Below are 14,506 nucleotides of genomic sequence, written 5' to 3'. Positions count from 1 at the left end.
AGGAGCAACGCAGAAGGGGCTCAGAAAGGGCTATGCGGAAAAAATGTCCGTTTTTGCCCTATCGACCGACATCTTTTTCCCCTAACTTCAAACTTTGCAGAATATTAAGATAGCTGAAGTAACGTTCTTCAGCGATTTCTCCGGCTTCGACAGCCGCTTTGACGGCACAGTCGGGTTCGTGTTCGTGCGTGCAGTCAGGAAAGCGACAGGCAGCAAGGTAGGGGCGAAATTCCACGAAATAGTGCGAAAGTTCGGCGGGTTCCAGATCGGTTACGCCAAACTCTCGCAAGCCCGGGGTGTCGACGACAAATCCGCCAATTGAAAGGGGATAGAGGGCTACGTAGGTAGTGGTGTGGCGTCCTTTCCCGGTTTTTTCGCTGACCGGAGCTGTGCGGATGTTGAGGCCTGGTTCGATCGCGTTGAGCAGCGATGATTTGCCTACGCCGGAAGGGCCGGTCACCACACTGGTTTTGTCGCGCAGCGCCTCGCGGAGTACGTCCAGCCCTTCGCCTGTCACTGCGCTCGTACGTAGCACCCGGTAGCCCAGATCGGCGTACAGATGTTCTAACGCGTCAATTGCGGGCTGATCGTCTTCCGTTATCAAATCGACCTTGTTGATGATTAAGCCGGCAGGAATCTCATAGCGCTCGGCGGCTACCAGGACGCGGTCGATAAAGCCAGGGTTAGGCTCAGGTAGGTGCACGGCCTGCACGATCCATACGAAGTCAATATTGGCGGCAATGACGTGACGCAGGCTATGGCGACGGCCGGCTGCGCGTCGGGAAAGCTCGTTGCGGCGGGGGTGCACGTCAACAATCAGTCCGGTGCCGTCTGGGTTAAGCCGTACGGTAACCCGATCCCCTACAACGACCGGACTGGTCGTATCCTTCCCGGACAGCCGGAATTTGCCGCGGACGCGTGAGGGAATAACGCGGCCGTCGGCCTGCACGTCGAACCAACTGCCGGTTGCTCGAATAACTGTTCCTTCTAATCGCGGGCCGGTGTCTTGTTTACCCATTGTGATACCTGTTTGAAACCTCTGCGATTGTGCGTTCGTCTATTGCTACAGGTTGAATTTTAATCTGGAGGCGTTGGTCATGGAGGCTCCCCGTTACGAGGAGGTACGGAATGCGTTCATTCGACTTCGGCTGGAAGATAAGGCGCGGTTTCTGATTGAAGCGACCGCTGCTACGCTGGCCGACGGTATTGAAGCGGTAGGGGCGCTGCTGGCTCGTGGGTTAGAGCGTTGCATGGAATCCAGCCAGCGCAGGGCTGCAAGCGGTTCCAACAGGGCAACGGCAACGGACCAATCCTGAAACCGGACGGCGGCAATGGAGCGTCCGCGTCGCGTTGTGGAGTTTGAACAGTTAAATGCCTTAGGCAAAACGGTTTTTGTGGCGGGAATGGCTGCCCACGCTGGTAAAGGGTTGCTCAAGCGGTTCATCCGGCATGTAGCCCGTATTGCAGTCGAGAGCAAGCGCGCTTTCCAGGAAGGCATGGACCCGCGCATTGAGGAGGCGCGGGTTCTTGAAGAAACGCCACCACCTTCAACCAGTCGGCCGGCCCGGGAGTCTAAGGCTGATGCTTCGACATGTCCTTCGTCTTCCGACCCCGCATAAACCGTGGGCTGGCAGTTCTGTTGGTACTCTGCATGCTCTCGCCCCTGGGGGTGGGAGGGTGGTTGCTCAGTCGGGGAAAAGTCGAGGCCGGACTGATCCTGTTGCTGGTGGGGAGCCTGGATCTTTTTTTGATGCGGGTGCTGATCTGGCCCCTGCGTTATGAAGCAAATCCCGAGGCCCTGATTGTGCATGCTGGATTGATTCACTTTCGCATCCCCTATGCGCGCATTCAGCGTATCACCCGCCATCATCCCTGGCGGCATTTTTCGCTTCGGGCGATCGGATTTAGCCTTTCCCTGCGTCATGCCCTGCGCATTGAGTATGGCTGGGCCCATCGCCCCAACTGGCTGATTATCGCACCGGAAGATCCCGAAGCCTTTCTGGAGGTTGTGGCGCGTTATGCGCCAATGCTCCAGCGGACAGGACCCTGTGAGCTAACGCGGAAAAAAGAAAACGGGCACGAAGCAGCCTCCATACTTCGTGCCCGTTGAGCAGCAGCTACTCGGCAATGACGGTACTGGAGGCGGCGCCGTTAGCGGGAGCAGGCGTGCGTTCGGCCTCCGGCACGTGGTAAACTTCCTGAGGATCGCGCACCGGTTCGGGTTCCAGCGCCTGGGCTAGTACCTCGTGGACTCGCCGAACGTAAGTGATTTCCAGTCCTTCGAGCGATTCAGGTTTAATTTCTTCAATGTCTTTCTGATTTTTTTCCGGGAGCAGGACAGTCTGGATGCCGGCACGTTTGGCGGCCAGCACTTTTTCTTTGATGCCACCAACGGGCAGCACGAGGCCTCGAAGCGTAATCTCGCCGGTCATGGCTACGGTGTGCCGCACGCGTCGCTGCGTAAAGAGCGAAGCCAACGCAGTCAGCAGCGCCACGCCGGCCGACGGACCATCCTTCGGCACAGCACCTGCCGGCACGTGCACGTGCACGTCCCAGTAACGGAACGCGTCAAGCGGGATGCCCAGCTCCTGGGCATGCGCTTTTACATAGGAATAGGCTAGCTGCGCCGACTCCTTCATGACGTCGCCGAGTTGGCCAGTAAGGATCAAGCGGCCGTTGCCTCGGGCAGCCGAAGCCTCGATGAAGAGAATATCGCCTCCAGTCGGCGTCCAGGCCAGGCCTGTGGCTACGCCAGGTTCCTCGGTGCGCTCAGCCACTTCCGAGAAATACTTCCGGGCCCCCAGGTACTCCTTCAGATCGCTTACGTCTACATGGGCCGACTCAATTTCGTCCATGGCGATCTTCTTAGCGACGCCGCGGACCACCGAAGCAATCGTGCGTTCGAGCTGACGCACACCCGACTCCCGCGTGTAGCCGTCAATAATCTCCCGGAGCGCTTCGTCGGTGATGCTGAACTGTTCCGGTTGGAGTCCATGCTGCTCGACCTGTCGCGGCACCAGATAGCGCCTGGCAATCTGGAGCTTTTCATCCTGCGTGTACCCGCTGATTTCGATGATTTCCATGCGGTCCCGCAGCGGAGCCGGGATCAGGTCCAGATAGTTGGCCGTGGCGATAAACAGCACGCGCGACAGATCATACTCAAGCTCCAGGTAGTGGTCGCTGAAGGCGTAGTTCTGTTCCGGGTCAAGCACTTCCAGGAGGGCGCTGGCCGGATCGCCCCGAAAGTCGGCGCCTAGCTTATCAATTTCGTCGAGCATGAAGACGGGGTTGGCCGTGCCTGCTTTCTTCATGCCCTGAATGATCCGGCCAGGCAGCGCCCCGACGTACGTCCGCCGATGCCCGCGAATTTCAGCTTCATCGCGCACGCCCCCGAGGCTGACCCGAACGAACTTCCGGCCCAGCGCTCGTGCAATGCTTTTGCCCAGGCTCGTCTTTCCGACGCCAGGAGGACCGACAAAGCACAGAATGGGCGCTTTCATGTCGCCCTTGAGCTTGAGCACGGCCAGATATTCGAGGATCCGCTTCTTGACCTGCTCCAGCCCATAGTGGTCCTCGTCAAGGATGCGCTGAGCTTCCTGCAGGTCTAGATGGTCTTCGGAGTACTCCAGCCAGGGCAGCTCCAGAATCCAGTCAATGTAGTTGCGGGTAACGGCGTAGTCAGGCGAGGCCGGATTCATCCGAGAAAGCCGCTCAATTTCCTTCAGCACCGCCTTGCGCGCATGCTCCGGCAGCGGCTTTTCTTCGGCCCGTTTACGCAGTTCCTCAATCTCAGCGGTTTCGTCTGCTTCGCCCAGCTCTTCCTGAATGGCCTTAAGCTGCTGCCGCAACAGATACTCCCGCTGCTGCCGATCGACATCGCTTTTAACCCGCGAGCGAATCTCTTGCGAGAGCTGCAGCACCTGCAATTCACGCGACAGATGCTGCATGAGCAGGTCGGCCTGTTCCAGAATGGAGCGGGCTTCCAGCAGCTCCTGCTTGGCCGCTACGTCAATTGGCAGGTTGGAAGCAATGAAGTAGATCAAAAATGGCGGCGATTCAATGCTCTGAATCGCATAAGCTGCCTCGCTGGGCAGGTTGGGCGACAGGTTGACGATCTGGACGGCCAGTTCTTTGATGGACCGGACGCGCGCTTGCAGTTCAACCTCGTCGACGCCTTCAATGCTATCGTCCAGCGGCTGCACCCGCGCCACAAAGTAGGGGTCTGTCTGGGTAAACTCAGCTATTTCGAACCGGCGCCGTCCCTGAATGACGATCGACTTCGATCCATCGGGCATTTTAATCAGCTTAAGGATCGAAGCGACCGTTCCGACTTGATACAGGTCGTCCGGCGTCGGATTTTCGATTTCACTGCTTCGCTGGGCTACGACACCGATCAGCCGATCGCCCGCAAACGCATCACGCACAAGCTTCAGGGAAGCGTCGCGGCCAATCGTAATGGGCAACACCACGCCCGGATAGAGCACCGTGTTACGGAGCGCCAGGATAGGCAGGGTTTCCGGCACTTCCTCGGCGCTCATTGCCTGCTGCTCGTCCGGCGTGGGCAGTGGGATGCTCTGTTCCGGATCGTCGTCCAGCAGGTAAAGCAGATCTCCGTGCCGCATAGTCTTACAAAAACCTCATTTGGATGAAAAACACACACCCTCCACATCCTGCCAGCCACGCCTGAAAGGGTCTTCCCTCTGACAACTTGTATGACCCTCACCGGGCAGCCGGCCGGGTTTAGCTGGGTCAAAAACTGGGCCGTCCGTTTAGGCCTGCCATTATGACGTACGTTGAGCGCAGAGCTGGCGAATGAGCTGGGCCAGCGTTTCAAGCCGGAAGGGTTTCTGCAGAATGGCGTTCACCAAACCCCGTTCGGCTTGCACTTCGGTGTCTCCTGTGATCAGCACAATGGGAAGTTCGGGGTGCTGCTCCCGAATGCGACGGGCCAGTTCCAGGCCGCTGATTTCGGGCATGCCCTGATCGGTAAAGACAATGTCGAAAGAGGTGTGTTGTAGTTGCCTTAGGGCCTCGGTAGCTGAAGCAGCCTGGACGACGGTGTGGCCATGCAAAGCGAGCAGGCGTGAAAGTACGTTACGCACGCCGGCTTCATCATCTACCAGGAGCACGCGTACGGGGCGCACTGCTGCTTCCTCCTGTGCTGCTGCAGGGGTGCGCTGGGTCGTTTCGGCCGGGGGAAAGTAAAGGGTAAAGGTCGTGCCCTCGCCCGGCGCACTTTTCACCTCGATGCGACCTTCATGCTCCCGCACAATACCGGCCACGATGGCCAGTCCCATGCCTGAGCCTTCGGGTTTGGTGGTGAAGAGCGGCTCGAAGATGCGACGGCGGACAGACTCGGGCATTCCAATACCCGTGTCCGACACGCGAACCATAACCCCCTGCTGTTCGCCGAAGTCCGTTTCGACCCGAAGCGTTCCGCCCTGCGGCATTGCCTGAACGGCATTGAGAATCAGGTTGGTGAACACCTGGCGTAGCTCGGAGGCAATGCCCCGAATAGGCGGAACCGGCTCCAGATGGGTTTCTAATCGGATGTCAATACCCTGGCGACGTGGCTCATTGTACCAGTAGGGACGGGTGAGCATCAGGCACTCCTCCAGAAGGGTAGGCAGGTCTATGGATTCCAACGGGGTAGGTTTTTCCTGCCGCACATACTCCTGCAACTTGCGCATCAGGGCTGCGCCGTCCAGCGCAGCTCGCTCTAACGCCTGCAGATGATGTTTAATCTCTTCTCGAGCAGAGGCCGAAGCCAGCGCCCGCCGCAGCAGCTCCAGATGTCCCAGAAAAGTCATCAGGAGATTGTTGAAATCATGCGCGATGCCCAGGGCCATGCGTCCCAGCGTTTCCAGACGATGTCGTTGATTTTGACTGTAGGTCAGGCTAGAGGGCTCTACGAGTAGCTCAACCGTAACGACCAGGGCGACCGGAGCGTCCCCATGGGCAGGTAGGCGGACCGGAATGAGGTTGAACAGGGCAGGAACGGGTTCATCGCGGCCAGGAAGCTGCAGCATGAGCACTTCGTGAAGGATGCGTCGGCCCCGGGCCGCCTGGTCCAGTAGGTCGCGAAAGCGCTCCTGATCTTCTGAGGACAGGCGCTGCCAGGGAGCGGCCAGCCGTCCAAACAGTTCTTCCCAGGGAGGGTTGGCCTCGTAGCAGGTGCCTTGAGGAGACAGAGTAGCGATAAATAAGGTAGGTTCCGAGGTAAACTCGGGGGCGCGGCTGCTCATCGTCGGGGAAGATGGATGCGACGAGGACATGATAGAGGGTTGGCCCTGATGGTTTACGGTGCGTATTACCAACAAATTAGAACATCAGATGTCAGGACACAAGGCGCGCTGCGCGCAACCTGTCTGGCCTGCTCGGCGTAGCTTGCCCATCCAATCACGAGCTTGAACAGGGATGACCTATGGCAGGAAACGTGAATTTCCCGGGGGATACGCCTCAACGCATCGACATTGAGTTACCTGAAGAGGTCGCAGAAGGACGGTATGCGAATCTGGTGATGATTGCGCATTCGGCTGAAGAGTTTATTCTGGACTTTATCCGCATTATGCCCGGGCTTCCCAAGGCTCGGGTGCAGAGCCGCATCATCATCACGCCCTCTCATGCCAAGCGTCTGTTGCGGGCGCTGGCTGACAATATCAGTCGGTATGAAGCTACCTATGGTGAGATTGAGGTGCCGGAGGCCGGTCCGCCGATACATTTTGGAGGGCCCAGCGGAGAGGCCTGATCAGGTGCGGGTCCGGGCAATGAGCCCCAGAGCTCCCAGGAAAAACACCAGGTGGGGGAGCCAGGAGGCCAGCATTGGCGGCAGAGTTTCCGCGTAGCCGAACGGCTCGATCAATTTTTGAAGGGCTAAGTAAGCAAAGGCCACGCCCAGCCCGATGCCAATCTGGACGGCCTGGCCGCCGCGTCGGCGCACGGAGGCTAGAGGGACCCCGATTAGCACCAGAATCAAGTTGGCGAAGGGATAGGCAAATTTACTGTAGTAGGCAACCAGCGGCCGTCCCAGATGGGCTGCGCCGGAGCGGCGCAGTGTAGCCAGATAGGCTGCCGCATCGGGTAAGGTCATGGCGTCTACTTCGCGTTCGGTGCGCGCCAGGTCGCGGGGGTAGAGCGGCAGCGCCAGGGGCTGTTGGCGCACCGGACGGCGCACTTCGCGTCCGTCTGGCGTAAAATGGCGCTCAATACCTTCCGGCACCATCCACACCCGCTGCGAGTCGTCCCACACCATACGGGAGGCGTCGAGGCGATAGACCAACCGGCGCCCCTCCTCGAACTGTTGTAAGGAAATGCGATAGGCAATGCGTCGCTGGCGGTCATAGTAGCCCACGGAGAGTATCTGTCCGGGCCAGGCCTGCCGGTGGAGATGACTCAGGTCAAACTGACGCGGCGTTTTGGACAGATATTTTTCATCAAAGGCCACCACGGTACGGTTCGTCACAGGCACGATCCACCCGTTAAACCAGAACATAAATCCAGTGACGACAAGCGCCAGGACAACATAGGGGCGCAGCAGCCGATAGAGCGAGATGCCACTCATTTGCAAGGCCACGATCTCCAGGCCCTGCGCCATGCGACCCGTTACGTACAGGCAGGCCAGAAACAGCGCCAGCGGTGAAGTGAGGCGCACAATTTCTGGAATATAGCTGGGGTAGTACACCAGAAAGACTTCACGCATTGAAGCGCCCCGATCCATAAAATCGTCGATGTACTCCACATAGTGGAGCAGGATGAAAAAAACAATCAGCGCTCCTGTGAAAAACAGGTAGCCAAGTAGCACGCGGCGAATAATGTGGCGATCAATCAGCGTCATGCACGAACAACCCGCAAAAAAAGCACGTTTTGCTTCGCTCAGGGTGGATTCTTTAAGCAGGGGCGTGTACTTTTAACCAGGCCAATCAGTTCATTCAGTCAGAAAGATCCATGAAGCTGCACGAATATCAGGCAAAAGAGATCCTGCAACGTTATGGCGTGGCCACCCAGCCCGGCTACGTGGCGCGCACAGTAGACGAGGCTGTCGATGCTGCCCGGCGGTTACAACAGGAGCATGGATATACGTTATTCGTTGTGAAAGCGCAAATTCATGCCGGTGGACGTGGTAAAGGAGGCGGTGTCAAGCTAGCGCGTGGACTTGAAGAGGTGCGGGAGAAGGCTGGGGCAATTCTGGGCATGAATCTGGTGACGCCTCAGACGGGCCCTGAAGGCCAGAAAGTGCGGGCGGTGCTGGTGGCGGGCGCCGTTGACATTGCGCGAGAGTACTATCTGGGCATCACGCTGGACCGTCAGCGGAGCCAGAACGTGATCATGGCCTCTACAGAGGGAGGCGTGGAGATCGAAGAAGTGGCTGCGCGGGCTCCTGAGAAGATTCTGAAGGTATGGGTTGACCCTACCATTGGTCTTCGCCCCTTCCAGGCACGTCGGCTGGCTTTCGGATTGGGCTTTGAGGGCAATGCTTTCAAACAGGCTGTCCAGTTTATTCAGGCGCTCTATCGAGCTTACGAAGAAACCGACAGTTCGCTGGCTGAAATCAACCCATTGGTGTTGACGGAGCAGGGCGATGTGGTGGCTGTAGACGCCAAGATCAACCTGGACGATAACGCACTCTTCCGACATCCTGATCTGGCCGAACTCCGCGACATCCATGAAGAGGATCCGCTAGAGGTCGAGGCCAGCAAGTACCGGCTAAACTACGTGCGGCTCACAGGGAACGTGGGTTGCATGGTAAACGGCGCCGGGCTGGCAATGGCCACGATGGACTTGATTAAACTGGCTGGCGGTGAACCCGCTAATTTCCTGGATGTAGGAGGTGGCGCCAGCCCGGAAACGGTGGAGGCGGGCTTCCGCATCATCCTGAAAGATCCGAACGTTAAAGTCATTCTGGTGAATATCTTTGGCGGCATTGTGCGTTGCGACCGGGTAGCCCGTGGGATCGTAGAGGCAGCCCGTAAAGTGCAGATCAATGTTCCGCTGATTGTGCGGCTGCAGGGCACGAATGCGGAAGAAGCGCGTGCCATTTTAGAAGCCAGTGGTCTGGAAATTGAAACGGCCACATTGTTCAAAGAGGTAGCAGATAAGGTCAATCAGGCATTGCAGCGCGTGACCGCAGCCTGAGGAGGCATTTATGCCGGCCCGCACGCAACTAACCGGGGCGCTGGAAATTCGGGAAGGGCTGGAGGGGCTGACGCCCGGACGCATCATGACGCTCTACCGGCGCGCGCCTCTCCTGCGGCCCGTCGATGATCCTCGGCGCGTCTGGCAGATGTTCGAAAACGCTTCCCTGGTGCTGACTGCCTGGCACGAAGGGCGGCTGGTCGGTATCGCCCGGGTGCTGACCGACGGCGTGCTTTACAGTTACCTGTGCGACCTGGCCGTTGAACCCGATGTGCAAGGACTCGGCATCGGACGCCGGCTGATCGAAGCCGTGCTGGAACGATGTAAAGGAACGGAACTGGTGTTGCGCGACTCCGATATTTCAGCCGGCTTTTATGCCCGACTGGGTTTTGAGCGGGTCCGCAACGCCTGGATGCGTCGCGCCTGACTAGCTCAGGCTTCTACCAAGGCAGGTTCTTCCTCAGGCAATACCTGCAAACTGGCCTGCACAGAACGCACGCCCGGTACCGCATGCACCACTTCTAACAACCGACGGCGCGCCGCTTCGCCCCGAACAAAGCCATACAGCGTTACATGGCCTTCTAAGACGTACACGTGCACACTGGTCATTTCGGCCAGCGTTCGGTCGGCCTCAATCCGACGAGCCAGCCGGCGCACTAACTTCCGGTCAGTGCGGGTAGCTTTTGAAAAGCGATGCCAGAAGGCTAATCGAACCATAACCTGAGGACGGACGTTGCGCCCGAACCCCGTTGGTGAAAAGAACGGATAGCAGGAACGGCTCTAAAACTCCTCGAACAACCGCGTTCCCGTACGACTTTTCCATAGAATAGCAAGACCTGCGTTTAAAGAAAAGATTTGTGTAAAAAATGTGGATAAATCGGAAGGTTAGATCAATTGGTCCATCTGCTCCCGGTTGTTTTGATGCGCCGATAGCCGGGTAGCAGCGTTGAATCTACACTTCTGGAGCGCTGTTGCCGTCTGGCATGAGGAGAAGGCGCGTTTGCCTCAGGTGCACCGGCCGCTGCGCTCGCAGCCAACAACAGGAGTGCTCCTCTTGAACCGGTACCCCGGCGATGGGCTGTGCGTCCAGCCAACGAACTGTTGGCTCTGTGCCTGTGCGGGTGCACCTGCGCTGGTGCATGACTGTGTCGATCTGATCGTCCTCTTTGGGTGCAGAGTGCAATCGATAACACGGCACGGGGCGAGTAGGGAGGAGAAATAGCTTCTCTGCAGAACGCTGCAGATCGTCTTGCTGGCGACATAGGGGTTGCCGGATCTATTAAAAGAGCAGCATGGTGGGAGAAGAGAAAGGCCGCGACGCGCTGAAGTAATCAGAAGGAGCGTCTCCGTCCGGGTGCAGGCGTTAAAGCAGTTGCCGGAAACGGCCGCGGATGTCTGAGCGCGGCTGCCGCAGGCGCAGCAGGTCGCGCAGGCGTCCACTTTTGACATACAGCTCGAATCCATAGGACTGGTAGCGACCAAAAGGAATCCACGAAAGGCTCATTTGCCAGCAGCCCAGATCGCGCACAATGAACAGGCTGGTGGTGGCCAGTTCTTTTCGGACGAAATCGTAGCCGCTGCGGCCTTGGATTTTCCACCGAGGCGTCAGGTTGAAATCAAAGGATAGGTTCAGGATAGCGCTGCGGGTAAGGCGTTGGGCCAGGCGACTCATGCTATAGCTGAAGTTCAGGTTAAGCGACCAGGGAATGGAAAAGTCGGCGTAATGGAGGGCTGGGTCCAGCAGTGAAGGGATGGGACTTGTAAGGGGATCGGGGTTAAAAGGATCGCCAAAGCGGGCGCGAGGCGGGGGAGCGGCTTCGCCGGCAGGCGGACGGGTGCGGCTTCGGAGCCGCAGTGAAGCGCTGAGCCGGAAGCTGGTGATGCGGGCTAGGCGCCCCTTGCGCAGATCGAACACGTAGCGGTTGATCGGGCGACCATCGGCAGCCAGCGCGTAAGGCGAGAGCACCAGGGAAGAGGTCAGGCTCAGCGGTCCCAGTGCCGACGTGCGGGCGCTGAGGGTGATGGGAGACAGACGTAGCGAATCAGCAGCAAAATTGTAGCTGGTCGATAGATCCACGGTAAGCAGTTGCAGCGTCTGGCGCTGGACGTTGCCAGCGGTGTCGGTGCGAACCCGCTTGGTTTCAAACACATTGCCCAGAGAAAATGAGAGGCTCTGGGTGCGTCCCACTGGAACACCCGGGACGATAGGATAGCGGATCTGTCGGCCGCTCGTGTCCTGGTAGGTACGCATGTAGCCCCAGAAGTCCGAGGAAAAGTCGGGGCGGTAGGCGACGCTCAGGCTGGGGCGCACTGTATGCCGCAGGCCTTCAAAGGGACCAAGGCGAACGGGAAACAGCCCGTAAATGGTAGTCGAGGCCGAAAGGCTGGTGGTGAACTGGCGCAGCGCAAAGAAGCCGGGAACAGAGCGGGTTACTACGCGGCCGGTGCTGTCTATGCTTCGGCGTTCGGTGCGAATGAACCAGTCTTCCTGATAGTTCAGGCTGGTTGAGAAAGTGACCGGAAACGGTCGGTTGAGCACCGGCAGGCGGCGCATGGAGAAGCTGGCCGATACCGGAATCCGATGGGTGGCGCGAAATTGAAAGGGGATTTCCTGGCCGGTTGCTCGTCGGTAGGCGCTGGGTGAAAAGAGGGCGTCGTACCAGGAAATGTCCAACGCGCTGGTGTCGCCACGGGCCAGCAGCGTTTCGTCGGGAAGGGGGGTGAAGTTGAACAGGTTGCTCAGCGTACCGCTATAGCTAACCGTAATGCGTTCGTACCAGCGTTCTCGGCTACTGGTACCCCGGCGAAACGGTTTAAACGCCCGCTGGGAGAAGGAAAGCTGGGGAAAGGAGAGCTGCACGGCACCGGTTGTCAGCACTTCCTGATGAGAGAGGGACAGATTAAGTGAGCGGCCTGCCTGCGGCCAGTTCTTGCTGTAGCGAATGCTGGAAGAGATGGTCTGGCGTACGCGGTCGTTGTAGCGTTCGGAAATGGCGCGCAGGTAGCTGGAGCTTGTCAGGTTAACATTGGCCGAGAAGGTGGTTGAAGGGCCAAGCGTCTGGTTATGCGTCCAGCGAAACGAAAGGGTGTTGGTGACGGTGAAGTCGGGGTCTCCTTTTTCGCCACGGCGGTTGTGCAAGTAATCGAGCATGAGCTGGCCGTTGAAGGCGTAGCGTTTGGCGTAGCGAAACAGCGGGCTGATCTGCCAGCTCCCTTTTGTCCAGATGCCTCCGCGGATCTGCAGGTCCATGTAGTCACTGATGGCCCAGTACCAGCCCCAGCCGCGCAGATAAAAGCCGCGTTCGTCTTCGCCGTATTGCACTGGCAACGGACCACTTCGGCGGCCTTCAATGGCCGGCAGGAACCCAAAAGGTAGCCAGAATGGGGTTGGAATATTGAACAGATAGAGCTGAATAGGACCCGTGTAGATCCATCGTCCTTCAACTTTCATCTTGCTGGTGCGGAGCGAGTAGGAGGGAGCCCGGCCACCGGTGCAAGGACAGGTGGAATAGGTACCTCCCTGCACGTACAGCACGCTGTCTTCGGTAACCTTGACCACCTGCGCCTGCAGGTAGCCGTCTTCAATGCGCGTCTGTGCGTTGACGACGCGCCCTCGCTGGGTGCGCAGGTTGTACCGAAGTTCTAGACCGGTGAACGTGTCGCTGCCCTGGCGAAACTGAGGTTGTCCCACTACACCGGTGTCGACTGGAAGTCCGGTAGCCCGCAGCTCTTCCTGATCAAAGAACAGGTCGATTCGGTAGGCAGTCAGTTCGATATCGCGATACTGCACGCGCGCATTGCCTATCAGGTGGCCCTGGTCGCCCTGGGGTGTGTTGAGCAGCAATACCAGAGAATCGCGAGCGCTGAAATGGACGCCCTCGGCATGCGGCGTTGTTGTTGGCATACCGGTCGGTTGTGCCTGAGCCGTGATGGTCAGGACAGTAGTAAGCCACAGCCAGCCCCACCGACAGCGCATCAGACAGACGAAACCAGGCTTCGGGTCAGGCGACGGAGAGATGCACCGGAAAGCAGGCACCGGGTTCCCGACTCAGGCTTCCAGCTCCTCGGAGGGATGTTCAAGGAGCTGAAAGACTAACTGGGCAGCGCCCAGCATTCCGGCTTCGTTGCCCAGCGTTTCGCGGATAATTTCAACTTTGTCGCGCAGAGCCGGGATTACATAGCGGCGGAGCGTCTGGCGCGCTGGCTCCAGGATGAACCTGTCTGCGGCTGAGACGCCTCCGCCCACTACAATTTTATGAATGTCCAGCAAGTTAACGGCTGAGGCCAGCACGCAGCCCAGTTTATGACCTGCCCAGGCCAGCACTTCTCGGGCCGGTTCGTCTCCAGCGCGGGCGGCTTCGTAGAGGAGGCGTGGGGTGAGGTTGCGCAGGTCTTCGCCCGCCATCTGGTGCACGAGACTATGCCGTTGCGTCAGGAGTCGATAGCGGGCGTAACGGGATAAGAACCGTTGGCCAATATAGGCCTCAATGGATCCTGCGATACCGTAGCGATCCAGAGGGCCTTCGTAGTCGATGCTCATATGGCCGATTTCGCCTGCCCCACCAGTGGTGCCCCGGAAGATGCGGTTCCGGTAGATGATAGCTCCTCCTACCCCCGTGCCCAGCGTCACCATGATAAAGGCATCAAACGGGCGGCCAGCGCCGTAGTGCGCTGATCCCAGGCCGGCCAGGTTGGCGTCGTTTTCAACGAATACCGGTAGCGGAATTCCCAGCGCTTCCTGGAGCGCCTTGCGCAGATCGACGATACCCCAGCCCGGCAGGTTGGGTGGATAGACGACAGCCGTGCGTTCCCAGTTGACGGTACCAGGAGCTCCAATGCCAATGCCGGCAATCTGGTGGTCAGGAGCGCGCCTGATGAGCGTCTGTACCATTTCGGCGATCCGACCGATGACGTGAGCCGGGCCTTCTTCGGCTTCGGTTGGGCGGCTCAGCTCATGTTGGATGCCCACGCCGCGCTCTACCAGGGCGGCTTTGATGGTTGTACCGCCTAGATCAACGCCAACAGCAAAGGCGGGGAGGGAATCCATAGGGTTTGGCACTATTCTTCAACCCGATACACCGTTTCGCCCGGGCGACGCATTCCGTATTGTTCGCGGGCTATGCGTTCGATCATTTCGTCCGTTATCCCGCGCTTCAACTGCTGCTTGAGGGAGTCAATGCGTTGCCGGAGGGCTTCGTTCTGGGCGCGAAGGCGGGCGGCTTCGTAGCTCCACCGGATGCGCCGGTAAAGACTATGGCTGTCTAGAAAAGCCAGCCATATGCCCAGAAGTACCAGAAGTCCTCCGATGAGCAGGCGACGACGCCGTCGTCGCCTGCTCGGAGGCGGAATATCGGTGTAGCGGGGCACGGACATG

14 protein-coding genes are annotated in these 14,506 nt (G+C 58.7%); 6 read left to right on the top strand and 8 right to left on the bottom strand.

Going from position 1 to position 14,506, the window contains the following annotated elements; translation table 11 throughout:
• Window positions 1–58: 58 nt before the first annotated feature.
• Window positions 59–1,018 carry a ribosome small subunit-dependent GTPase A gene (rsgA, locus tag BUA15_RS09725; RefSeq protein ID WP_072715803.1) on the bottom strand — a complete coding sequence of 320 codons (960 nt, stop codon included), beginning with the start codon at window positions 1,016–1,018 and terminating at the stop codon, window positions 59–61.
• A 79-nt stretch (window positions 1,019–1,097) separates the two neighbouring features.
• Between rsgA and BUA15_RS09720 the strand changes: the two genes are divergently transcribed.
• The 3 genes from BUA15_RS09720 to BUA15_RS09710 are packed head-to-tail and all read left to right on the top strand — an operon-like array spanning window position 1,098 to window position 2,110.
• Window positions 1,098–1,316 carry a hypothetical protein gene (locus tag BUA15_RS09720; RefSeq protein WP_072715895.1) on the top strand — a complete coding sequence of 73 codons (219 nt, stop codon included), beginning with the start codon at window positions 1,098–1,100 and terminating at the stop codon, window positions 1,314–1,316.
• 15 nt (window positions 1,317–1,331) lie between these two features.
• On the top strand, window positions 1,332–1,619 hold the full coding sequence (locus tag BUA15_RS09715) for a hypothetical protein (RefSeq protein ID WP_072715802.1): 288 nt from the start codon (window positions 1,332–1,334) through the stop codon (window positions 1,617–1,619).
• Window positions 1,620–1,651: 32 nt separating this feature from the next.
• Window positions 1,652–2,110, top strand: a complete 459-nt coding sequence (locus BUA15_RS09710) for a PH domain-containing protein (protein WP_245772004.1) — start codon at window positions 1,652–1,654, stop codon at window positions 2,108–2,110.
• Window positions 2,111–2,117: 7 nt separating this feature from the next.
• Here BUA15_RS09710 and lon read toward each other — a convergent pair whose 3' ends face one another.
• Window positions 2,118–4,622 carry an endopeptidase La gene (gene lon / locus BUA15_RS09705; protein WP_072715800.1) on the bottom strand — a complete coding sequence of 835 codons (2,505 nt, stop codon included), beginning with the start codon at window positions 4,620–4,622 and terminating at the stop codon, window positions 2,118–2,120.
• Window positions 4,623–4,781: 159 nt separating this feature from the next.
• Window positions 4,782–6,245 (bottom strand): hybrid sensor histidine kinase/response regulator, encoded by a 1,464-nt coding sequence (locus BUA15_RS09700; protein WP_245772003.1) that lies wholly within the window; start codon window positions 6,243–6,245, stop codon window positions 4,782–4,784.
• Window positions 6,246–6,424: 179 nt separating this feature from the next.
• Here BUA15_RS09700 and BUA15_RS09695 point away from each other — a divergent pair, with 179 nt between their 5' ends.
• The gene (locus tag BUA15_RS09695) at window positions 6,425–6,748 is read left to right on the top strand and encodes a DUF3467 domain-containing protein (RefSeq protein WP_072715798.1); all 324 of its coding nucleotides are present in this window, start codon (window positions 6,425–6,427) and stop codon (window positions 6,746–6,748) included.
• Here the strand turns inward: BUA15_RS09695 and BUA15_RS09690 are convergent, their stop codons facing one another.
• Window positions 6,749–7,834, bottom strand: coding sequence for an LptF/LptG family permease (locus BUA15_RS09690; protein ID WP_072715797.1), 1,086 nt, complete (start codon window positions 7,832–7,834; stop codon window positions 6,749–6,751).
• A gap of 110 nt (window positions 7,835–7,944) precedes the next feature.
• Here BUA15_RS09690 and sucC point away from each other — a divergent pair, with 110 nt between their 5' ends.
• Together sucC and BUA15_RS09680 are read left to right on the top strand one after the other, a co-directional pair.
• Window positions 7,945–9,132 carry an ADP-forming succinate--CoA ligase subunit beta gene (sucC, locus tag BUA15_RS09685; RefSeq protein ID WP_072715796.1) on the top strand — a complete coding sequence of 396 codons (1,188 nt, stop codon included), beginning with the start codon at window positions 7,945–7,947 and terminating at the stop codon, window positions 9,130–9,132.
• A 10-nt stretch (window positions 9,133–9,142) separates the two neighbouring features.
• A complete protein-coding gene (locus BUA15_RS09680) occupies window positions 9,143–9,559 on the top strand; it encodes a GNAT family N-acetyltransferase (protein WP_072715795.1) in 417 nt (138 codons plus the stop codon).
• A gap of 5 nt (window positions 9,560–9,564) precedes the next feature.
• On the opposite strand, the gene BUA15_RS09675 is transcribed toward BUA15_RS09680, so the two are convergent.
• From BUA15_RS09675 to BUA15_RS09660, 4 genes are all read right to left on the bottom strand, one after another.
• Window positions 9,565–9,849 (bottom strand): BON domain-containing protein, encoded by a 285-nt coding sequence (locus BUA15_RS09675; protein ID WP_072715794.1) that lies wholly within the window; start codon window positions 9,847–9,849, stop codon window positions 9,565–9,567.
• Window positions 9,850–10,495: 646 nt separating this feature from the next.
• Window positions 10,496–13,036, bottom strand: coding sequence for a putative LPS assembly protein LptD (locus BUA15_RS09670; protein ID WP_245772002.1), 2,541 nt, complete (start codon window positions 13,034–13,036; stop codon window positions 10,496–10,498).
• A 144-nt stretch (window positions 13,037–13,180) separates the two neighbouring features.
• Window positions 13,181–14,179, bottom strand: a complete 999-nt coding sequence (locus BUA15_RS09665; RefSeq protein ID WP_072715792.1) for an ROK family protein — start codon at window positions 14,177–14,179, stop codon at window positions 13,181–13,183.
• A gap of 11 nt (window positions 14,180–14,190) precedes the next feature.
• Complete coding sequence (locus BUA15_RS09660) at window positions 14,191–14,505, bottom strand: FtsB family cell division protein (protein WP_072715791.1); 315 nt, start codon at window positions 14,503–14,505, stop codon at window positions 14,191–14,193.
• Window position 14,506 lies beyond the last annotated feature (1 nt).

The organism is Rhodothermus profundi, from assembly GCF_900142415.1.
GTDB classification, from domain to species: Bacteria; Bacteroidota; Rhodothermia; order Rhodothermales; family Rhodothermaceae; genus Rhodothermus; species Rhodothermus profundi.
The sequence above is the reverse complement of the archived record's forward strand: the minus strand, read 5'-3'. Positions and strand labels throughout refer to the sequence as shown.